The organism is Streptomyces sp. NPDC004031 (genome assembly GCF_053604375.1).
In genome coordinates this window covers 38,854-59,503 of the sequence record NZ_JBSGHL010000007.1, presented here as the reverse complement: position 1 = coordinate 59,503, position 20,650 = coordinate 38,854, and the positions used below count along the sequence as shown (strand labels likewise).

17 protein-coding genes, 2 tRNA genes and 1 pseudogene are annotated in these 20,650 nt (G+C 74.2%); 7 read left to right on the top strand and 13 right to left on the bottom strand.

The features are described 5' to 3' along the window. Positions 1-17 precede the first annotated feature (17 nt). The 6 genes and pseudogenes from ACWERV_RS06200 to ACWERV_RS06175 form a co-directional block, all read right to left on the bottom strand. On the bottom strand, positions 18-1,031 hold the full coding sequence (locus ACWERV_RS06200) for a tetratricopeptide repeat protein (protein WP_452929424.1): 1,014 nt from the start codon (positions 1,029-1,031) through the stop codon (positions 18-20). A 348-nt stretch (positions 1,032-1,379) separates the two neighbouring features. After that, a pseudogene (locus ACWERV_RS06195) lies at positions 1,380-1,928 on the bottom strand (HD-GYP domain-containing protein); the annotation flags it as partial. A 392-nt stretch (positions 1,929-2,320) separates the two neighbouring features. Beyond that, positions 2,321-2,605, bottom strand: coding sequence for a mycothiol system anti-sigma-R factor (gene rsrA, locus ACWERV_RS06190; protein ID WP_398182980.1), 285 nt, complete (start codon positions 2,603-2,605; stop codon positions 2,321-2,323). Beyond that, positions 2,602-3,267, bottom strand: coding sequence for a sigma-70 family RNA polymerase sigma factor (locus tag ACWERV_RS06185; protein ID WP_398183420.1), 666 nt, complete (start codon positions 3,265-3,267; stop codon positions 2,602-2,604). Before ACWERV_RS06185 ends, rsrA begins: the two co-directional genes overlap by 4 nt. A 329-nt stretch (positions 3,268-3,596) precedes the next feature. Beyond that, entirely contained in the window at positions 3,597-4,322 is a 726-nt protein-coding gene (locus tag ACWERV_RS06180; RefSeq protein ID WP_452929421.1) for an alpha/beta hydrolase family protein, read from the bottom strand. Then, positions 4,322-5,137 carry an SOS response-associated peptidase gene (locus tag ACWERV_RS06175; RefSeq protein ID WP_452929420.1) on the bottom strand — a complete coding sequence of 272 codons (816 nt, stop codon included), beginning with the start codon at positions 5,135-5,137 and terminating at the stop codon, positions 4,322-4,324. The genes ACWERV_RS06180 and ACWERV_RS06175 overlap by 1 nt, the downstream gene beginning before the upstream one ends. A 102-nt stretch (positions 5,138-5,239) precedes the next feature. On the opposite strand from ACWERV_RS06175, the gene ACWERV_RS06170 reads away from it, so the two are divergent. From ACWERV_RS06170 to ACWERV_RS06155, 4 genes are all read left to right on the top strand, one after another. Continuing rightward, positions 5,240-5,953, top strand: a complete 714-nt coding sequence (locus ACWERV_RS06170; protein ID WP_398182970.1) for a M50 family metallopeptidase — start codon at positions 5,240-5,242, stop codon at positions 5,951-5,953. Positions 5,954-6,239: 286 nt separating this feature from the next. After that, entirely contained in the window at positions 6,240-7,655 is a 1,416-nt protein-coding gene (aroA, locus tag ACWERV_RS06165) for a 3-phosphoshikimate 1-carboxyvinyltransferase (RefSeq protein ID WP_452929418.1), read from the top strand. A 3-nt stretch (positions 7,656-7,658) separates the two neighbouring features. Continuing rightward, complete coding sequence (gene rsgA, locus ACWERV_RS06160) at positions 7,659-8,675, top strand: ribosome small subunit-dependent GTPase A (RefSeq protein ID WP_452929416.1); 1,017 nt, start codon at positions 7,659-7,661, stop codon at positions 8,673-8,675. Between the two features lie 161 nt (positions 8,676-8,836). Beyond that, on the top strand, positions 8,837-9,160 hold the full coding sequence (locus ACWERV_RS06155) for a DMT family transporter (protein WP_398182961.1): 324 nt from the start codon (positions 8,837-8,839) through the stop codon (positions 9,158-9,160). Between the two features lie 42 nt (positions 9,161-9,202). Here the strand turns inward: ACWERV_RS06155 and ACWERV_RS06150 are convergent, their stop codons facing one another. Then, a complete protein-coding gene (locus ACWERV_RS06150; protein WP_398182958.1) occupies positions 9,203-9,772 on the bottom strand; it encodes a TetR family transcriptional regulator in 570 nt (189 codons plus the stop codon). A gap of 159 nt (positions 9,773-9,931) precedes the next feature. Between ACWERV_RS06150 and hisN the strand changes: the two genes are divergently transcribed. Together hisN and ACWERV_RS06140 are read left to right on the top strand one after the other, a co-directional pair. After that, complete coding sequence (hisN, locus tag ACWERV_RS06145; protein WP_452929412.1) at positions 9,932-10,732, top strand: histidinol-phosphatase; 801 nt, start codon at positions 9,932-9,934, stop codon at positions 10,730-10,732. Between the two features lie 212 nt (positions 10,733-10,944). Beyond that, entirely contained in the window at positions 10,945-11,343 is a 399-nt protein-coding gene (locus ACWERV_RS06140) for a CBS domain-containing protein (protein WP_031520237.1), read from the top strand. A 56-nt stretch (positions 11,344-11,399) separates the two neighbouring features. Here the strand turns inward: ACWERV_RS06140 and ACWERV_RS06135 are convergent, their stop codons facing one another. From ACWERV_RS06135 to ACWERV_RS06115, 5 genes are all read right to left on the bottom strand, one after another. Then, complete coding sequence (locus tag ACWERV_RS06135; RefSeq protein ID WP_452929409.1) at positions 11,400-12,563, bottom strand: hypothetical protein; 1,164 nt, start codon at positions 12,561-12,563, stop codon at positions 11,400-11,402. A gap of 264 nt (positions 12,564-12,827) precedes the next feature. Then, positions 12,828-12,904: transfer RNA gene (locus ACWERV_RS06130), tRNA-Met, on the bottom strand. Between the two features lie 139 nt (positions 12,905-13,043). Further along, positions 13,044-15,152, bottom strand: a complete 2,109-nt coding sequence (locus tag ACWERV_RS06125; protein ID WP_452929406.1) for a tetratricopeptide repeat protein — start codon at positions 15,150-15,152, stop codon at positions 13,044-13,046. 461 nt (positions 15,153-15,613) lie between these two features. Next, positions 15,614-15,690: transfer RNA gene (locus tag ACWERV_RS06120), tRNA-Met, on the bottom strand. Positions 15,691-15,731: 41 nt separating this feature from the next. Further along, the gene (locus tag ACWERV_RS06115) at positions 15,732-18,758 is read right to left on the bottom strand and encodes a UPF0182 family membrane protein (RefSeq protein WP_452929646.1); all 3,027 of its coding nucleotides are present in this window, start codon (positions 18,756-18,758) and stop codon (positions 15,732-15,734) included. A 144-nt stretch (positions 18,759-18,902) separates the two neighbouring features. On the opposite strand from ACWERV_RS06115, the gene ACWERV_RS06110 reads away from it, so the two are divergent. Continuing rightward, positions 18,903-19,469 (top strand): PPA1309 family protein, encoded by a 567-nt coding sequence (locus ACWERV_RS06110; protein ID WP_452929403.1) that lies wholly within the window; start codon positions 18,903-18,905, stop codon positions 19,467-19,469. Positions 19,470-19,559: 90 nt separating this feature from the next. Here the strand turns inward: ACWERV_RS06110 and ACWERV_RS06105 are convergent, their stop codons facing one another. Continuing rightward, positions 19,560-20,645 carry a YlbL family protein gene (locus ACWERV_RS06105; protein WP_452929401.1) on the bottom strand — a complete coding sequence of 362 codons (1,086 nt, stop codon included), beginning with the start codon at positions 20,643-20,645 and terminating at the stop codon, positions 19,560-19,562. Between the last annotated feature and the right edge of the window lie 5 nt (positions 20,646-20,650).

The window sequence follows — 20,650 nt, the reverse complement described above, 5'->3', positions numbered from 1 at the left end:
GGCGGACCCGGCAGGGGTCAGCAGACCTCTTCCAGGTCGCGCCACGCGCGGGTGGCGGGCGAATCCGCGACCCAGCTGTCGAGCAGCCCCTGGACCAGCCCGGCCGGAGCGGCGATCCCGCACTCGCGTTCCTGCGACCAGTGGGACCCGCCCCCCGAGTCGCTGAGGTGGCTGAGATGCCCGGGGTGGCCGGGCTCACCGTGGTCGTGCGGGTCGCGGCGCGCGGAGCCGTCGTCCGTGGGCATGCGGCTCTCGGAGCACGTCCGGCACAGCAGCCGTACCGACGACGACCAGTCCTCGGCGGCGTAGCCGGCCTCCGCGGCGAGCCGTTCCAGGGCGTCCCGGTCCGCCGGGGCCTCCGCTTCGAGCAGCACCAGCCACGTCGGGACGGGGGACGGCGCCCACAGCTCGATCTCGTCGAACACCGGGTAGACCGCCCCGCCGGATCCGGAGCCGGAACCGGCCGCGGTGGCCCGCTCACCGTGCGCGACACCCTCGTGCAGCACGACCTCGCCCCAGCGCCGTCCGGACGACGGCAGCGGGATCGACAGCACCTCCACCCGGCACGGGTCGAGCCGGCGGCCCCACACGACCTCCGCCTCGCCCTCCGGCGACAGCCGCACCGTGGCGCTGCCCAGCGGCAGCCGCGCCGACTCCTCGCCGCTGCGGGCGGCGGTACCGGCCGGCATCCGCAGGCCGTACGCCTGCCAGGCGCGGCGGGCGAGGGGCCAGTCCTGGAGGGCGGTCGCGGCGATGCCGAGGTTCCACCAGTCGGGCGCGCCGACCGGCTTGTCCAGCAGGGCGACCGCGCGCAGCCCGGCGATCCGGGCCTGTGCCCAGTCGTGCCGGAACTTGTGCAGCAGTGCGAGGTTGTACCAGGACTCGGAGAGCCAGGGCTCCAGGTCGGCCGCCCGGGTCAGCAGCGCGCCCGCGTCCTCGTAGCGCCCGTCGTCGATCAGTGAGAACGCCTGGTCGGTGGCCTGCCGCCAGGTGGGCGACGGCCGGTGCCGCACTCTGCCGAAGATCTTCAACGTCGTTACCGCCTGCCCGCTCAGCCGATCACTGCCAGGACGTCGCCTTCCGCACCACGATCACGTCGTCCCCCGGAGGGCGCGCACCGCGGGGTGCGGCCCCATCGCGTACCGCCCGTACGTCGTCGGACAAGCGGCTCCACACACCAACCTCGCACATTTCGGCCGCGCTCTCAGCCCGACGTCCGTGTGCCTCCCGCCGCCGTCCGGCAGCGGGCTCTCCCTGCCTCCTTGCCATACCCGTGGGCATCCAACCATGCCGAGGCGGGCCGCTCCACCAGCACCCGGGCGAGTCGCCGTCACCCGAAAGGCCTACGAGCGGTAGGCGGGCCGCCCGTACACCGTGCGGGTCACGGGCGGTGGCCAGGGGTGACGCGCCAGGGCCCGGGAGAGCGCGGCGACCACCGACGGGTCGAACTGGCTGCCCGCGCACCGGCTCAGCTCCGCGAGCGCGGCACTCACCGGGCGCGCCGGGCGGTAACTGCGGTGGGAGGTCATGGCGTCGAGCGCGTCGGCCACCGACACGATGCGGGCCGGCCAGGGAATGCGGTGCCCGGCGAGGCCGTGCGGGTAGCCGCCGCCGTCGAAGCACTCGTGGTGGTGCAGCACCGCGACCCGGGCGACCGCGGGCACCTGGTTGCCGCTGACCAGCGCGTAGCCGTGCCGCGGATGCCGCCGTACGACGTCCTGCTCGGCGGGCGTGAGCGGACCGGGCTTGCGCAGCAGGCGGCCGGGCACGGCGAGCTTGCCGATGTCGTGCAGGGTGCCGGCGAGCCGCAGGTCGGCCACGAGGTCCTCGGCGAGGCGCAGTTCGGCGGCGATCAGGGCGCTGGCCTGGCCGACGCGGTCGCCGTGCCCGCGGGTGTAGGGGTCCTTGAGCTGCATCGCGGCGACCAGGGCCGCAGCACGAGGCAGAAAGCTTTCTGCCTGCCGCTCGGCCACGTCGCACCCCTCTTCACCGGGGTACGTTCCCCCGGCCCTCCCCACGCTAGGGGCCCGCCCCTGCCCCCGGGTCCCCTTACCCGGGCCATCCCCCGAACGGGGTACCCCCGTACGAATCCCCTCACGGGGGAGCTGACGCGCCGGGCGAGCGTTTTCAGGGGCGCGTGGGGGCACCTCCCAGGCGGAGCCTGGGGGAGAACTGCGCGGCCAGCCCCCACCGGGGCGCGGGTCGGATACCGACCCAAGGGGTCGCTTCGGTCCGATCCGGACCACCGGCCGGTGGTGGGTTGCTCGCGCAGTTCCCCGCGCCCCTGAAAAAACGGGTGCTGCCCGCCGCAGGGGGAGGGTCAGGCCGTGGGTTGTTCGGCGGCGGATTCGTCGGCGCGGATCGACTCGATCCGCATCATCACCTTCGACCGGAGGTCGGTCGGGACGTCGTCAGACCCACAGCACCGTTTGACGAGCTTCTTCACCGCCTGCTCCAGCCCGTACTTCTCCAGGCAGGGATGGCACTCCTCGAAGTGCTCCCGGAACTTCGTGCACGCGTCCTCGGACATCTCGTTGTCGAGGTATTCGTAGAGGTGCCCCAGCACCTCCGAGCAGTCCGTCTCATGCGCGTTGCCGCAACTCATGAATCCGCGCCCTTCTCGCTTCCCGCGCCCGCCGGGACCAGTCCGCGGTCACGTGCGTAGTCCTCCAGCAGCTCGCGCAGCTGACGGCGGCCGCGGTGCAGCCTGGACATCACCGTGCCGATGGGCGTTCCCATGATGTCGGCGATCTCCTTGTAGGCAAACCCCTCGACGTCCGCGAGATAGACCGCGATACGGAATTCCTCGGGGATCGCCTGGAGCGCCGCCTTGACGTCGGAGTCGGGCAGGTGGTCGAGCGCCTGCGACTCCGCGGAGCGCAGGCCGGTCGACATGTGCGACTCGGCGCGCGCCAGCTGCCAGTCCTCGATGTCCTCCGAGCCGCTGCGCAGCGGTTCGCGCTGCTTCTTGCGGTAGGAGTTGATGAAGCTGTTGGTGAGAATGCGGTAGAGCCAGGCCTTGAGGTTCGTGCCCTCGCGGAACTGGTGGAAGGACGCGTACGCCTTCGCGTACGTCTCCTGCACCAGGTCCTCCGCGTCGGCCGGATTGCGGGTCATCCGCAGCGCGGCCGAGTACATCTGGTCCAGGAACCCGAGGGCGTCCCGCTCGAAGCGCTGGGCGCGCTCCGCGCTGCTTTCCGCTGCTTCCTGACCGGACGCACCCGCGGTTTCCGCCGTGCTGTCGTCGGTGCCGGTGACCGGACCCACCTCCTCAGAAACGCCAGCGAGCCCCAAAGCGGACACGCTCGTCTCGGAGGATATTGCACTGGCGAGGGTCACGCCCGGTCCGCCCTTGGCGGCGTCCTTGCCCTCGCCACCTGTGGTCCAGTCGGCCCAGTTCAGGTAGGGCGCTGCCGCCGCCTGCTGGGCGGCGGCCTCGGCCCGGGGCCGGCATGCGGCTGAAACCATGCGGGTGCCTCTCTCGCCACTTCACCAAAGCTGCTGGGGTGCTGTTGTACGTTCTGACGCTTGCCACAACGCCGGTGCCGCCGCCCCCATTCCCGGCCGCCGCGGAACGCGGCCCGGGGGCGTGCGGCTCAGCGGCGGCCGCTGCGGGTGCCGGTGCGGCCGCCGGTGGGGCCGGTGGCGTGGCCGAGCCCGGCGAGCCAGTCGGTGACGGCCCCGGTCAGCAGGGCGAGTGCGGCCTCCTGGGTGAGGGCGGCGCGCTTGGGGACGGCGAAGGAGTGGTTGGCGCCGGGCACCTCGACGGGGCGGTGGCGCGGCGGGAATTCGGCGGGTTTGCCGAAGGGGTCGTTGCCGCCCTGGACTGCCAGCAGCGGCAGGACGGCGGCGGCCCCGGTCAGTTCGGCGGCCCGGGAGGATTCGGGGCGGCCCGGCGGGTGCAGCGGGAAGGCCAGGGCGAGGACGGCGGCGGCGCCGAGCGCCTCGCCGGTACGGCAGGCCACCCGGGCGCCCGCGCTGCGGCCGCCGGCGACGACGGGCAGGCCGGGGGCGGCGAGCGCGGGCCACAGGGCGGTCCAGGCGGTGTCGAGGGCGGCGGGGGCGGGGGCGAGCTTGCGCCCGGCGACCCGCCAGGGCTGCTCCACGAGGGCGACCTCGACGCCCGCGGCGGGCAGCGCGGCGGCGAGCGCGACCAGGTCGGCGGCCTCGATGCCGCCGCCCGCCCCGTGGCCGAGGGCGAGCACGCTGCGCGGCCGGGCGGCGCCGTACCAGCTGATGCGGGCGGGACCGGCCGGGGTGTCGACGTCCTGGACGCGGCCGGGCGTGGGGGCGGGGGCGGGCTCGGGTGGTGCGGGGGGCATCAGAAGAGGGTCTCCTCCTCGGGCGCGGGCAGCTCGTCCAGCAGTTCGGGCCCGTTGTTCGCGACGTTGCTGACCGCGGTGCCGACCGGGTAGGCGCGCAGCAGTCCGGGCGGCGGCGGGGCCAGCAGGTCCTGGAGGGCGTCCGGGTCGGTGGTGCGCGGGTCGAGCCACGCGTCCCAGTGGTCGGGGGTGATCATGAGCGGCATCCGGGGGTGGATGTCGGCGAGGGAGCGCGGGCCCTGGCCGTCCCACCCGGCGAGGTCGGTGGTCTCGGCGGCGGTCGTCATGACGGTGCAGGTGGTCCACCAGGCGCGCGGGTGGTCGTCGGGCAGCGTGCGGTCGCGCCAGAACTCGTACAGCCCGGCCATGGCGAAGACCGAGCCGTCGGCGGGGGTGACGAAGTACGGCTGCTTGCGGGCGCGCTTGCGCCTGCCCTGTTCCTCCAGCTGCCGCTCGCCCGCGCCGGTGACCCACTCGTAGTAGCCGTCGGCGGGTATCAGGCAGCGGCGGGCGGCCAGGGCGCGGCGGTAGGAGGGCTTCTCGGCGGCGGTCTCGGCCCGCGCGTTGATCATCTTGACGCCGACGTCGGGGCTCTTCGCCCAGGACGGCACCAGGCCCCAGCGCAGCACGCGCAGCTGCCGTACCGGATCCGGGGAACCGGAATCCTTCACCGGGCGGTCCAGTACGACAGGGACGTCCTTGGTGGGCGCCACGTTGTAGTCCGGGGCGAGGGCCTCGGTGGGCTCCCACTTCTGGACGTCGAAGATGCCCGTGAGATCTTCGGGTTTCCGGCTCGCCGCATATCGACCGCACATGAGTGACACACTGCCACGACCGCGGGCGGCACCGGGAGCCGACTCGCACGGACGTACGAAAAAAGCGGACGAACCACCGGCTTGTGGGGAAACGGGCACCGAATGAACGTCGCGGACATCAGCGAGATGTGGGACCGGCTGACCGGGACCCAGGCCGACCCGCCGCGCTGGCTCGTCGGGGCGACGGCGGCGGTGGCGCTCGCCGTGGTGCTGTCCGGCGGGGCGTGGCGGGTCGCGCGCAACGCGGTCACGATCGCGCACGAGGGCGGGCACGGCCTGGTGGCGCTGCTCATGGGGCGGCGACTCGACGGCATACGGCTGCATTCCGACACCTCCGGGTTGACGGTCTCGCGCGGCAAGCCGCACGGTCCGGGCATGGTGCTGACCGCCGCCGCGGGGTACACCGCGCCGCCGCTGCTCGGCCTCGCGGGCGCGGCGCTGCTGGCCGCCGGTCACATAACCGCACTGCTGTGGGGTGCGACCGCGCTGCTGCTGGTGATGCTGGTCATGATCCGCAACGCGTACGGCGCCCTCACGGTGGTGCTGACCGGGGCGGTGTTCCTGCTGGTGTCGTGGCTGACGAAGGCCGAGGTGCAGGCGGCCTTCGCGTACCTGGTGGTGTGGTTCCTGCTCGCGGGCGGTGCCCGGCCGGTCGCGGAGCTCCAGGCGAGCAGGCGCCGGGACCGCAGCGGGGCCTCGGACGCCGACCAGCTCGCGCGGCTGACCCGGACGCCCGCCGCGCTGTGGCTGTTCTTCTTCTACGGGGTGGCGGTGTGCGCGCTGGTGGGCGGCGGCCGCTGGCTGCTCATGCGCTGAACCGCTGGACCGCTGAGCGGCTCGTCCGCTGGTCCGCTGGTCCGCTCGTCCGTTCGTCCGCCGAGCCGCTGACCCGCCCACCCGATCGGCCGCTGATCGGCACGGTGCGCGCCGGGGCGGCCGGCGGGCGGGGCCGCGGGGGTGCCCGATGACCGGCGATGACCGTACGCGACCGCGGAATCAGAGCTTCCGGTCCTGATGGCCACCGTATGACCGCAGGTTTCCGGGAGGTTTCGACGTATTCGCCAACTTATCCCCCCGTACCCGAGCCACTACGCTGGGGCTCATGAGCGACAGCGCCGCGCACTCCCCCCTCTGGTGGGCCGCCCCCACCGCGCCGGGCGCCGTTGACGCGACCGTCACGGTGCCGGGATCGAAGTCGGTGACCAACCGTGCCCTGGTGCTCGCCGCGCACTCCGCGGAACCCGGATGGGTGCGCCGCCCGCTGCGCAGCCGGGACACCGTCCTGATGGCGGAGGCGCTGCGCGCCATGGGCGTCCAGATCGACGAGACCGTCAACCCCGACGGCGGCGAGGCCTGGCGGATCATCCCCGCCGGGCTGTACGGCCCGGCCACCGTGGACGTCGGCAACGCCGGGACGGTGATGCGCTTCCTGCCGCCGGTCGCCGCGCTCGCCGACGGGCCGGTCCGCTTCGAGGGCGACGCCCGCGCGTACGAGCGCCCGCTGCACGGCGTGATCGACGCGCTGCGCGCCCTGGGCGCGCGGATAGACGACGAGGGCCGCGGCTCGCTGCCGCTGACGGTGCACGGGGCAGGGTCGCTGACCGGCGGCGCGGTGGACGTCGACGCGTCGTCCTCGTCGCAGTTCGTCAGCGCGCTGCTGCTGTCCGGGCCGCGCTTCAACAAGGGCCTGGAGGTGCGGCACACCGGCCGCACCCTGCCCTCCGTACCGCACATCCGGATGACGGTCGACATGCTGCGCAAGGCCGGCGCCCGGGTCGATGCCCCGGAGGACGGCGGCGCCCCGAACGTCTGGCGGGTCACCCCGGGCGCGCTGCTCGGCCGCGACCTCACGGTGGAGCCGGACCTGTCCAACGCCGCACCCTTCCTCGCCGCCGCGCTCGTGACCGGCGGCAAGGTCACCGTGCCGGGCTGGCCGCGCCGCACCACCCAGCCGGGTGACGCGCTGCGGGAGATCTTCACCCGGATGGGGGGCGCGTACGAGCAGAGCGACGGCGCGCTGACCTTCCGCGGCACGGGCCGGATCCGCGGCATCACCGCCGACCTCGGCGCGGTCGGCGAACTGACCCCGGTGATCGCGGCCGTCACGGCGCTGGCCGAGGATCCGTCGGAACTGACCGGCATCGCCCATCTGCGACTGCACGAGACCGACCGGCTCGCGGCGCTCGCCAAGGAACTGGGCGCGCTCGGCTGCGACGTCGACGAGACCCCGGACGGGCTGCGCATCCGCCCCCGCCCGCTGCACGGCGGCGAGTTCCGCACGTACGACGACCACCGGCTGGCCACCGCGGCGGCGGTGCTGGGCCTGGCCGTGGACGGGATCTGGGTGGAGAACGTGGCGACGACCGGCAAGACCCTGCCGGACTTCCCCGAGCTGTGGACGGCGATGCTGGGCGGCGGCGACGTGGCCGAGGGCGACGCGACGGGCGGGGCCGCCGCGGCCCAGGCAGAGAGGGCCGCCGGTCCCGGCGGCCGTACGGGTACGGCGGGGCGGGGCTGAGCAGTGCGGCGTTACGGCAAGAACCCGGACGAGGACGACGTCAGAGTCCGCCCCAACCGCAAGGGCAGCCGCCCGCGGACCAACATCCGCCCGCAGCACGCGGACGCCGCCGAGGGCATGGTGCTCACCGTCGACCGCGGGCGGCTCACCGTCCTCGTCGGCGACCGCGAGATCACCGCGATGAAGGCGCGGGAGCTGGGCCGCAAGTCCGCGGTGGTCGGCGACCGGGTCGCGGTCGTCGGCGACCTGTCGGGCGCCAAGGACACGCTCGCCCGCATCGTCCGGGTCGAGGAGCGCCGTTCGGTGCTGCGCCGCACCGCGGACGACACCGACCCCTACGAGCGCGTCGTGGTCGCCAACGCCGACCAGCTGGCCATCGTCACCGCACTGGCCGACCCCGAGCCGCGCCCCCGCATGATCGACCGCTGCCTGGTCGCCGCGTACGACGCCGGGCTGCGGCCGCTGCTGGTGCTCACCAAGTCCGACCTCGCCCCGCCCGGCCCGCTGCTGGAGACGTACGGCGCCCTGGACCTGGACTACGTCGTGACCAGCCGCGACACCCTGCAGGCCGGGGGCGCTGACGCGGTGCGCGAACGGCTCGCCGGACGCGTCACCGCCTTCGTCGGGCACAGCGGCGTCGGCAAGACCACGCTGGTCAACGCGCTGGTGGAGCGGCAGCGCACGACCGGCCACGTCAACGCGGTCACCGGCCGCGGCCGGCACACCACCACCTCCGCGCTGGCCCTGCCGCTGCCCGGCGACGGGCCGGAGGGCGAGGCCGGATGGGTGATCGACACCCCCGGCGTACGCTCCTTCGGGCTGCACCACATCGACCCCTCCCGTGTCATCCACGCCTTCCCGGACCTGGAACCCGGCACGGTGGACTGCCCGCGCGGCTGCTCGCACGACGAGAAGGACTGCGCGCTGGACGCCTGGGTGGCCGCCGGACACGCCGAACCGGCCCGGCTCGACTCGCTGCGCCGCCTGCTGGCCACCCGGGAGCGTCGCGAGGGCGACTGACCGGTACGGTTTGGGCGTCCGCTCCACTTTCGGCCGCGCTGTGTGATGATCGGCAGCGCACGTGGGGACGAGCGGCAGCAACCCGCGTGCGCGGCGGTGCGACAGCTGCGTGCCGCGCGCGGTGAACGAGCCGACGAACGAGCCGAAACGGAGGCGCCCGGATGGCCTGGCTCCTGGTGGTGGTCGCGGGTCTCATGGAGACCGGCTTCGCGGTCTGCCTGAAGCTGTCCCACGGCTTCACCAGGCTGTGGCCGACGATCGCCTTCGCGGCGTTCGCGCTCGCCTCCTTCGGACTGCTGACGCTGTCTCTGAAGAAGCTGGACGTCGGCCCCGCCTACGCGGTGTGGACCGGCATCGGCGCCGCGGGCACCGCGATCTACGGCATGGCCTTCCTCGGCGACCTGGTCTCGTCGCTCAAGCTCGCCTCGATCTCGCTGGTCATCGTCGGCGTCATCGGCCTGCAGATCTCCGGCTCCTCGCACTGACACCGGCGGCCGGTCGCTCCGGTCCCGCCACGTTCGGCCGCGTCACCTGCGGCCGTGTGCGGGCGGGTCGAGCAGGCCGCGGATCAGCTGGCCGATCCGCAGGCACGACTCCTCGTCGTCGGCGGCCGGCGCGATCACGTACGACAGCGTGAGCCGCAGCGCCGCCTCGCACGCCCAGCCGACGTCCTCCGGGAGCAGCCGCGGGCAACCGTCGACCAGGACGGCGACGGTACGGGCGTGCACCGCGGCCACCAGCCCGGCGCCGGGGACCGGGGAGCCCGCCGGGCCCGGCCCGGTCAGCGCGGCGTGCAGCAGCGGGCTGCGGCGGGCGCTGCGCAGCGTCCACCGCGCGGCGGCCGCGAAGCACTCCCCCGCGTCGGCGCCCGCGCACCGGGCCGAGGCCAGCGCACCGTCCAGGCCCGTCAGGAAGTCCTCGGTCTCGCGCCGGGCGAGCGCCTTGGCCAGGCCGTCCTTGCTGCTGAACTCGTTGTAGAGGGTCTGCCGGGACACCCCCGCCGCGGCGGCCACCTCGGTCATGCGCACCGCCGCCCAGGGCCTGTCGCCGAGCGCGGCGAAGGCAGCGTCCATGAGTGCGTCTCGCGCGGTAGGCATCGGCGCCTCCAGGCGGTGCCTCCGGGCCGCCACGGCGGGCGGCGGGTCGGACGGACAGGCCGTACGGGGAGAATTGACGCACCACCAGGGCCTGTCAAGGCCCCGCGTCACGGGCCGGTGGCGGCCGGGCGCGCACCCCGCCGCGCTACTGTTCGGCACATGCCCGACTACAACGACGACCTGCGGCTCGCCCATGTGCTGGCCGACGCCGCCGACGCCGCGACCATGGCCCGCTTCCGGGCACTCGACCTCAAGGTCGAGACCAAGCCGGACCTGACGCCGGTCAGCGAGGCCGACAAGGAGGCCGAGGAGCTGATCCGCGGCCAGCTCGCCCGTGCCAGGCCGCGCGACGCGGTGCTCGGCGAGGAGTACGGCACGACCGACGGCGCCGGTTCGCGCCGCTGGATCGTCGACCCCATCGACGGCACGAAGAACTACGTGCGCGGGGTGCCCGTGTGGGCCACCCTGATCGCGCTCGTGGTGCGCGGCGAGCAGGGCGACGAGGGCGTGGTCGGCCTAGTCTCCGCCCCGGCGCTCGGCCGCCGCTGGTGGGCCGCGGCGGGCAGCGGCGCGTTCACCGGGCGCAGCCTGACCTCCGCGAGCCGCATCCACGTCTCGAAGGTCAACCGCCTGGAGGACGCCTCCTTCGCGTACGCCTCGCTCGGCGGCTGGGAGGACCTGGGCCGCCTCGACAACTTCCTCCACCTGTCCCGCAACTGCTGGCGGACCCGCGGCTACGGCGACTTCTGGCCCTACATGATGGTGGCCGAGGGCTCCGTCGACATCTGCGCCGAACCCGAGCTGAGCCTGTGGGACATGGCGGCGAACGACGTGATCGTCCGCGAGGCGGGCGGCCGCTTCACCTCCCTGGCCGGGACGCCGGGCCCCTTCGGCGGCAACGCGGCCGCCTCGAACGGCCTGCTGCACGACGAGCTGCTGGGCTACCTGGGCGACTCCTGACCCCACCCCCGGCGCGGAGGAGCGCGCCGCGCCGGGAGAGCACCTCCGCGCGCGGGCCGCGGGCGCCGCGCGCCTCCTTCCCTCCGCGGGCCGTGCGTGTGACTATGTAAGTGCCGCCGCTTGTGAATTTGTGAAGGCTTTCACGGGCATTCCACAGGAACGCAGCCGGTCCGGCACGCATGTCCGCCGCACAGCCAGGAGGTGCCCTGACCATGCTGGTCCGCGACGCGATGAGCACGGTGGTTCTCACCATCGGCCCCGCACACACGCTCCGCCAGGCCGCCCAGTTGATGTCCGCCCGCCGGGTCGGCGCGGCCATCGTCCTCGACGCCGACAACGACGCCTGCGGGCTCGGCATCCTCACCGAACGCGACGTCCTCGACGCGGTCGGCGCGGGCATGAGCCCCGACGAGGAACCGGCCCACGCCCACACGACGACCGACGTCGTCTTCGCCGCGCCCCAGTGGACGCTGGAGGAGGCGGCCGCCGCGATGGTCCGCGGCGGGTTCCGCCATCTCATCGTCCTCGACGGCCCCGCCCCGGTCGGCGTCGTCTCCGTCCGCGACATCCTCCGCGTCTGGGCTGCCGCCGGCTCGCCGGTCACGGTGTAGGACCTCCCCCCGCGGAGGGGCCGCGCCCCGAGAACGCTCACCGCGCGCGGCAGAGTTCACAGGCGGGCCGCGGCGCGGCGGACCGCGGGTTCGGGGCGGACGGAGCCGAGCCAGCGGATCTCCGCCGGGACCCCGCCCGCGGCCCGCGCGGCGAACGCGGCGAAGACCTCCCGGGCGACCCCGGGATCGGAGTCGTGGGCCAGCGGCCCGAGCAGGGCCACGAGTTCGGCCCGCGGCGCCAGCCGCCCCACCGCGTGGACCGCGGCACGCCGCACCGCCGCGGGCGCGGACCGCCGCCGGTCCAGCAGCCGCATGAGCACGGGCACGTCCCCCGCGTCCCCGCACTCCCCGAGCCCGGCCGCGAGACCGGCCAGGTGCCGGGCGGGTGTCGTCCGTCCCGCGCGGGCGATCTGCCGCCGGTAGACCGCGGAGGGCGGCTCACCGCGCCCGTACAGCAGCCAGCGGGCCGTCGCCCTTACGATGCGCGCGCGGTCCGCGAGCGGGGCGACCAGGCGGGTCGCGGGCACGTCCAGGGGCAGCGCCGAGACCGCGAGTTCGCGCACCCCCGCGTCGCGGGCCTGGAGGAGCCGGGCCGCCTGGCCGGGGTCGAGGTCGAGCAGGCGCTGCGCGCACAGCGTGCGGCACTCGTGGTCGTGGTGGTGCAGCGCCGTGCTGAGCAGGTCGCCGCACGCGTACTCCCCCACCTCCACGGCAAGTGCGAGGCCGAAGCGGCGGGCGGGCCCGTCCGGATCCGCCGCGAGCGCCCGCAGGGCCCGCCGGTACGGGGGGCGGCACAGCAGCCGGCGGTAGTCGCTGAGCAGCGCGCCCGTACGGCGGCGGCCCGCGAGCCGCAGCAGCACGCGGACGGCGGCGGCCACCTCGTCGGGGGCGCTTTGGGCGAGCAGCGCGGCCGTCGCCCGGGTCCGTACGGGCTCGACCCAGTCCGCGCTGCGCAGCGCCAGGCCCGCGGCGGCCGCGGGCCCGCCGCGGTCGGCCAGCCCCGTGACGGCGGCCTCCCGTACCCGGCCGTCGGGCGCGAACGACCGCAGGAGCAGGGCGAGTACGTCCCAGCCCGCCGCCTGCGGGGTGTCGGCGCGGCGGGCGGCACGGTCGAGTCGCAGCAGCAGCCGGGGCGGGGCCGCGCTCAGCGCGGCGAGGGCGGCCGCACGCTCGAACGGTGCGCCCTGGGCGGGCAGATCGAGCAATCGGTGGAGCAGCACCTCCGCGTCCGCGGCCCGGCCGCACTCCGCCTCCCGGCACCACGCGGCCCAGCGTGCGCCGGCCTCGGCGGCCGCCGTGCCCCGATCGCGCCGATCCCGACTCCGCAGCCACCGCCACACGCGCGCCTCCTGAGGATCCGTCAGTTCATCCTCTCTTCAGCATTCCCTTCCGGGGTGCCCGCCTCCACCTGATATGCCCGGACTTTGCCCGAAGCAGAACAAAAAACGAAGGCCCGGAGGCAGATGCCTCCGGGCCTTCGTCCGTGGTAGCGGGGACAGGATTTGAACCTGCGACCTCTGGGTTATGAGCCCAGCGAGCTACCGAGCTGCTCCACCCCGCGTCGTTGTGCTTTTACCTTAGCGGAGGGCTTTTGATCAGCGCAAATCCGCTGGGCCGCGGGGCCGACGATTCAGGCCGCGCCTGCGCCGCGAGGCGCCCCGCGGTGCAGGCGTGAGTTCGTCCCGGCCCGCCCCGTGGGGCTACGCCGTGAGTTCACTCGTCAAGGCAGCCGTCAGGCGGGTGGCGCGTTCGGCGACCTCGGCCGGGCCGCAGGCCACCGCGCGGGCGCACCAGGTCTGCGCGTCGGCGAGGCGCCCGTGGCGGGCGGAGAGCAGGGCGAGGCGCAGGGCCGCGCGGCCGTGTCCCGCGTCGGCGGCGCGGGTCCACCACAGCGCAGCCTCGGGCTCGCTGCCCTCGCGGGCCAGCAGCAGGCCGAGGTTGAAGGCCCCGTTGCGCGAACCGGCCTCCGCCGCCAGGCGGTACCAGTGCGCGGCCAGCTCGATGTCGCCGCGCTGCGCCGCGGTCATGCCGAGCCGGACCTGCGCGCGGCTGTGCCCTTGCCGCGCCGCCCGCTCGTACCACTCTGCCGCCTCGTCGCCGAAGACCTCCGCGCCCTCGAACTCGCGGGCGCGGGCGTCGAGCAGCGCGCCGAGGCGGAAGGCCGCCTCGGGGCTGCCGCCGCCCGCGGCGCACCGCAGGTGGCGTTCGGCGCCGTGGTGGTCGCCCTCGCGCTGGAGGGCGATGGCCACCTGGAGGGCGGCTCCGGCGTGCCCGGCCGCGGCGGCGCGGTCGTACCAGATCCGCGCGGCGGCGGGCTCGTCGCGCCCGGCGTAGAGGATGCCGAGGTTGAAGGCGGCGTCGATGCTGCCGGCCTCCGCGGCCTTGGAGAACCACGGCTCGGCGCCGTCCGCGTCGCCGTGCTGGAGCAGCAGGACGGCGAGCGCGTTGGCGGCCTCGCGGTGTCCGGCGTAGGCGGCCTTGCGGTACCACTGCTCGGCCTGCGGGGCGCGGCCCTGACCGGCGCAGAGCAGGCCGAGGTTGTAGGCCCCGTTGATGTCGCCGGCGTCCAGGGCGGCGCGGTACCACCGCTCGGCGGTCTGCGGCTCGCCCTCCTGGGCGTGCAGCGCGCCGAGCGCGTTGGCCGCGTTGCCGTCCCCCGCCTGGGCGGCGCGGCGCCACCAGGTGGCGGCCTGGTCGAGGTCGCCGGCGTCGCGCAGCAGGAAGCCCAGGGCGCAGGCGGCCTTGGCCTCGCCGTCGCGCGCGGCGGTGAGGTACCAGTGCGCGGCCTCCTTGGCCTCGCCGCGCTCCTCCAGCAGGTTGCCGAGCCGCAGGGCGGCGCGGCGGTGGCGGCGGGCGGCGGACTGCCGGAACCACTGCTCGGCCTCGTGGCTCTCGCCGCGGGCCGCGCAGAAGCGGGCGAGGCGGTAGGCGGCCTCGCGGTGGCCGTGCTCGGCGGCGGCGCGGAACCACCGCTCGGCGGCGCCGTCGCGGCGGTGGTCGAGCAGGTCGGCGAGCGCGTAGGCGCCCAGGACGTGGCCGGACTCGGCGGCCTGGCGCAGCCAGTACTCGGCGCCGGGCTCGTCGCCGCGTTCGCGGTAGTGCCGCCCGAGGGCGTGCGCGGCCGCGGCGGAACCGGCGACGGCGGCGATGCGCCACCATCCGGCGGCCTCGTCGGCGCGGCCGCGCTGGTGCAGCAGCAGGCCCAGGTTGTTGGCGGCGGCGCGGTCGCCGTGCTGGACGGCGGCGCGCAGGTACGGTTCGGCGCCGTCGAGGTCGCCGCGGCGCAGCAGCAGGGTGCCGAGCGCGCTCATCGCGCCGGGGTCGCCGCGTTCGGCGGCGCGCCGGTGACGGGCCTCTATCTCGGCTTCCTCGCGCAGCGCGAGGGTGTCCTCGTCGGGCAGCTCGAAGGGCGTGTCGGCGTCCGCCTCGGCCGCGGCGGGCGCCAGTCCGGCGGCCCGCGCGATGTCGGAGGCGGTGAGCGCGGTGGGCACCCCGGCGGGTACGCCCGCGCCCGCGCCCTGTCCGGCGGGCAGTGCGGTACCGCGCTCGGGCGTCTTCCCGGCGAAGGCCCCCTCGGCGGGGACGCCGGGAATGCCGGGCTCGGCGGGGCGCGGGGCGGGGACCAGGGCGGCGACGGGTGCGGTGGTGGTGAGCGGGGCGGCCGGGCCGGCGGGCACGGCGGCGGGCGCGCCCGGGGCCGGGGCCTCCGGGGCGCTCGGGTCAGTGGCGGCGGGCAGCACGAGCTCGCCCGCCGGACCGTGGCGACCACGGTTCTGACGAGTGTTCAGCAGTCTTGCACCATCCCCCATGAGCTCCATCGTCGCACCACCCGCTAACGGCGTACACCTGGTATACCCCAACCCGCCGGTCTCTACAGCGTTTTGTCGACTTCCCGACATGACGTCACACCAAACGCTCCTTCCCCGGATTCATCCGAACAAGCGAAGAGGCCCGAAGTCGCTTGACTTCGGGCCTAGTTCATGCCGCAGCAGGGACAGGCCGCGGACCCGCGGTTTTCCGGGCCGCGCGCCCGGTACGCCGCGCGTTCGCCGGGCCGCTGCGCCCCGCGTCGATCGTTCGAGGGCAATCTAGCAGAGCTTCGCACCTCCGCGTCACGGGCGTTCACGCTCCGTCATCACCCGTCTGCCGCAGCGCGGAAGCGGCGGGCCCGCGCCGCCGCGCCGCCGCGCCTCGCGCGAGCGGGGTCGCCCGACGGGACGCCCACCACGCACGAGACCCCCTCCGGCCGGAAGCCGGAGGGGGTCTCGATTGGTAGCGGGGACAGGATTTGAACCTGCGACCTCTGGGTTATGAGCCCAGCGAGCTACCGAGCTGCTCCACCCCGCGTCGTTGTGTTCTCACCGTATCACGGAGTGCCCGCCGCTCTTTCAGTCTTTTCCACCCGCCCCCGCGGAAACCCCCGGGGTGGCCGTGGGCTTCTCCGCCGGAGCCTCGGGCGTCGCCGGAGCCTCGGGCGTCGCCGGAGCCTCGGGCGTCGCCGGAGCCTCGGGCGTCGCCGTGGCCTCGGGCGTCGCCGTGGCCTTCTCCGCCGTGCGCGCCTTCGACAGCGCCGCGTCCAGCCGTCGCTGGGCGGCGTCGTAGGCGGCCCGGTCGCCCTTGCGCTCGGCGGCCTGCCGGTCGGCGTAGGCCTGCTGCGCGTCGTCGAGGGCCTGGTCGAGCGTGGCGTCCTGGTCCGTCCCCGGCGTGGCGGCGGTCTTGGACGCGGCGGGTCCGAGGAGGTCGTCGAGGGCCTGGTCGAGCGTCGGCCGGTAGCTGGTGCGGTCGCCGTAGACCGCGGCGACGCTGACCAGCTGCGGGTAGTCCGCCTTGGCTGCGCGCGCGTAGACCGGTTCGACGTAGAGCAGGCCGCGGTCCAGCGGGATGGTCAGCAGGTTGCCGTGGACGACGGTGGAGTCGGCGCCGAGGCGGGTGAGCTGGTCGGCGGCCGGGGCGGAGCGGCCCGCCGCGTCGATCGCGGACTGGACGGCCGCCGGGCCGTCCGCGTCCGCCCCCGCGGATATCCGCAGCAGCCGGATCGTGCCGTAGTCGGGGCTGGTCGCGTCGGCGTCGACGGCCATGAACGCGCTCATGTTCTCCCCCTTGGCGGGGGTGAAGGTGCTGGTGAGCGAATACGTCTTGGCGCTCGTACCGCTTCCGCCGGGCATCCGCAGATCCAGGTAGTACGGCGGCACCGCCTTGCCGGCCTTGGCCGCCGCCGGGTCGTCCGGCACGTCCCACACCTGGCCGGGCGCGCGGAAGTCCGCGGCCTTGGTGACGTGGTAGGTCGTGAGCATCTCGCGCTGCACCTTGAACAGGTCCTGCGGGTAGCGCAGGTGGGGCAGCAGCCCGGCGGGGATGGCCGACTTGGGTTCGACGGTGTGCGGGAAGGCCTTCATCCAGGTCTTGAGCACCGGGTCCTGCTCGTCCCACTGGTAGAGGGTGACCGTGCCGTCGTAGGCGTCGACGGTGGCCTTCACCGAGTTGCGGATGTAATTGACCTCGTTCTGCCCGCCCAGGACCTGGCGGCGGTTGTCGGTGAGCGAGTCGGACGTCGCGTCGGCGAGCGTGGTGCGGCTGGCGTAGGGATAGTCGTCGCTCGTGGTGTAGCCGTCCACGACCCACAGCACCTTGCCGCCGACCACCGTGGGGTAGGGGTCGCCGTCGATCGTCAGCCAGGGCGCGACGGCCGCGACGCGCTCCTTGGGGGTGCGGTTGTAGAGGATCTTCGCGTTCTTGCCGATGGCGTCGGAGTACATGATGCGCGGCTCGCCGAGGCTGATCGCGTACGCGGCGCGCGTGAGCGGGTTGCTGAGGCTGACACCGCCCTTGCCCTGGTAGGTGGTCGTCCCGCCGCCCTTGGTGCCGCCGGGGTAGTCCATCTCCTGGGTGCCGCCGCCGACGATGGCGTACTGCCGGGTCTGCTCGCCGAAGTAGATCCGCTGCTGGTAGTCGCCGGAGGGGCCGAGCGCGCTGGTGTCCTGGTCGCCGAAGAGCGGGGTGCCGTCGCTGCTGGTCGTGCTGCCGTCGGCGGTGACGACGCCGTACCCGTGGGTGTAGACGAGGTGGTCGTCGGTCCAGTCGCCGTGCGGTATGCCGTCGCTGTTGAGTTCGCGGACGCCGACGACGGTGTCCTTGCTGGTGCCGCCGTCCTGGTAGCGGTCGACGTCCAGGGTGGAGGGGAACTCGTAGGAGGAGCTGCCGCGCTGGAGCGTCTGGAAGGCGGGCGAGACCACCTTGGGGTCCAGCACCGTGGGGCTCGCCGCGTCGGCGGCCTGCTGGCGCAGGCTGCCGTCGGCGGCGCCCGTCCCGGCGGCGTCGGTGGTGGTGGACGACGCGGGGGCGGCCGGGTACTGCGTGACCTGGGCGTCCGCGAGGCCGTACGCGGCCCGGGTCGCGTCCAGGTTCTTCTGCACGTAGGGCGCCTCCTTGGCGGACTCGTGCGGCAGCACCTGGAACTTCTGCATGACGGCCGGGTAGAGCCCGCCGATGAGGATCGCCGAGAGCACCATCAGGCCGAAGCCGACGGTCGGCAGCGTCCAGGTGCGGCGCCACGCGGTGGCGAAGAAGAGCAGCGCGCAGATCACGGCGATGCCGCAGAGGATCGTCTTGGCCGGCAGGTAGGCGTTGGCGTCGACGTAGCGCAGGCCCGTCCAGCCGCGGGCGGTGCGGTAGCCGCCGGAGCGCACGGCCAGGGCGTAGCGGTCCAGCCAGTAGGCGGCGGCCTTGAGGGACACGAACAGGCCCAGCAGGATCGCCAGGTGCGCGGTGGCGGCCCCGGTGGCGCGCGCGCCCGGCGAGGTGAGGCGCACCCCGCCGTAGAGGTAGTGCACCACCGCGGCGGCGACGAGGGAGAGCACGACGACCGCGAAGCCGAAGCCGACGAGGAAGCGGTAGCAGGGCAGCTGGAAGGTGTAGAAGGACACGTCCTTGTGGAACTGCGGGTCCTTGGTGTGGAAGGGCGTCGAATGCGCCATCAGCAGCCAGGAGCGCCACTGGGTGGCCGCCGCGCTGCCCGAGATGATGCCGAGCGCCCCGCAGATCCCGGCGAGCACCCACACCCGGTAGGGCGCCAGGCCCATCCGGTAGCGGTCCAGGCTCTGCTCCTCGCTGGACATGGCGCTCAGCGGCGGGCGCAGCCGGTAGGCGAGGTACATGTTCAGGCCGACGCCGAGGGCCATCAGCAGGCCGAAGCCGACGAAGAGCGCGGCCTTGGTGCGGGTCATGGTGGAGAAGACCGAGGAGTAGTGCACCGAGCGGTACCAGAGCAGGTCGGTCCACAGGCCCGAGAAGGTGACGAGCCCGGTCATCAGCACAGCCAGGACGCCGAGGACCACGATGAGCGCGACAGCCGCGCGGGAGCGGCGCACGGGCCTCCGGCTGTGCCCTGCCGCCCCCGCGCCGCCGCGGTCGGGCATCTGGAATACCAAGGGTTGCGCACCTCGAATAGTGGCGAATGTCGGCTTTTGTCCGCTGGTCCCGGGTCGGACTCCCACACATGCAACTTCACCACGCTTTGGCCGGTTCCCGATTCCGGCAGGGGAAGGGGGAGGATACGCACCATGTCCAACAACGCGACCGATGGAACGCCGCTCGCGGCGAACCCGCTGACCCGTGCCGTCCTGGAGATCGACGACTACGCCTCCGGCCTCGGCTGGGACCAGCCCGCCCGGCTGTTCGCCCTTGTCGACACCGCGCAGCTGAGGGCCCAGGAGCCCGCGCTCGCCGCGCAGCTCGGCCTGGCGGGCGAGGAGGCGGCCGCCGCCGCGGGGGCCCTCACCCCGATCGAGCAGGACGAGCTGCCGGAGGGCGCGCCGCTCGACGAGTTCCTGGCCACCATCGCCTGGCCCGACGTGATCACCGGCTGCGCCCTGACCGTGGAGCGGCTGATGCTGCCGCCGTCCGCCGAGGCGGCGATCCCGAAGGGCATGGACGACGCGTCGCTGTCCGCCTGGGTCGCCGCTCACCCGGAGCGGCAGGAGGTGCGCATGACGGTCGCGGTGCTGCGGAACGGCGCGCGTGAGTCGGCGGTGCGGCTGCGGTCGAAGGACACCGCGTCGGAGGTGCTGACCGGCGGCGGCCTGGTGCCGGGACTCGCGGACGCGCTGTCGGCGACGTTCGAGGCGTAGCGCGGGCGCGTACTGCCACGGGCGGCACGTATGTGACGGGCTGGGCATACGGCCGGGGGCTGCGCGTACTGCCGCGGGTGCGGCGGTGCGTCAGCTCTTCGTGCAGCTGGGCAGCGCCTTGGTGTTGCCGGACTTGATGTTCGCCAGCGCCTGCACCGCGTCGTCCAGGGTCGTGATCTTGACCAGGGTGAGGCCGCCGGGGATGTCCTTGGCGGCCTCGCCGCAGTTGTCGGCGGGCGTCAGGAAGTACTGGGCGCCCTTGTTGCGGGCGCCGATCGTCTTGAGGCTGATGCCGCCGATCGGCCCGACGGTGCCGTCGTCATCGATCGTGCCGGTGCCCGCGACGAAGTGGCCGCCGGTCATGTTGCCGGGGGTCAGCTTGTCGATGATGCCCAGGGCGAACATCGTCCCGGCGCTCGGGCCGCCGACGTCCGCGAGCTTGATGTCGATGGCGAACGGGAAGAGGTGCTCGACCCCGGCCTGGATGCCCACCACGGCCCGCTTGGGCCCGGCGTCGGCGGACTGCCGGGCGGTGACCGTGATCTTCTCGCCGGGCACGTCGTCGACCGCCTTGCCCTTGGCCTGCGCCGCGGGGACGACGGTGAAGACCACCGGCTCGCCCGGCTTGTGCTTGGTGACCAGCGTCGCGACGTCGTCCGGCTGCTTGACCTCGGTGCCGTCGACGGCCTTGATCACGTCGCCGGCGTGCAGCACGCCCTGCGAGGCGCCGCCGCTGACCACCGCGGCCACCACGACGCGGGACGGCACGGGGATGTTCAGCTCCTTCAGCGCCGCCACTTTGGCGCTGTCCTGCGACTGCGTGAACTCCTCGGCGTTCTGCTGGTCGGCCTGCTCGGCCGTCTGGCCCTTGGGGTAGAGCGTGTCGTGCTCGACGACCTTGTCGTCGTGCCGCAGCCAGCCGAAGACGGACTCGACCAGGTTCATGTGGTAATCGGCCCCGGTGACCCGGACCGTGGTCATGTTCAGGTGCCCGTCGGCGGGGTAGGTCTTGCGCCCCGAGATCTGGATCACGGTGTCGCCGCCGTAGGTCCCCAGGGTGTTCACCGTGGGGCCGGGTGACATCTCCGAGTAGGGCGTCGGGACGAGCAGCGCGACGCCGAGCAGCGCTATCAGCGTGAGCGTCGAGGTGATCAGCGTCGCGGTACGACTGGGCATGGAAC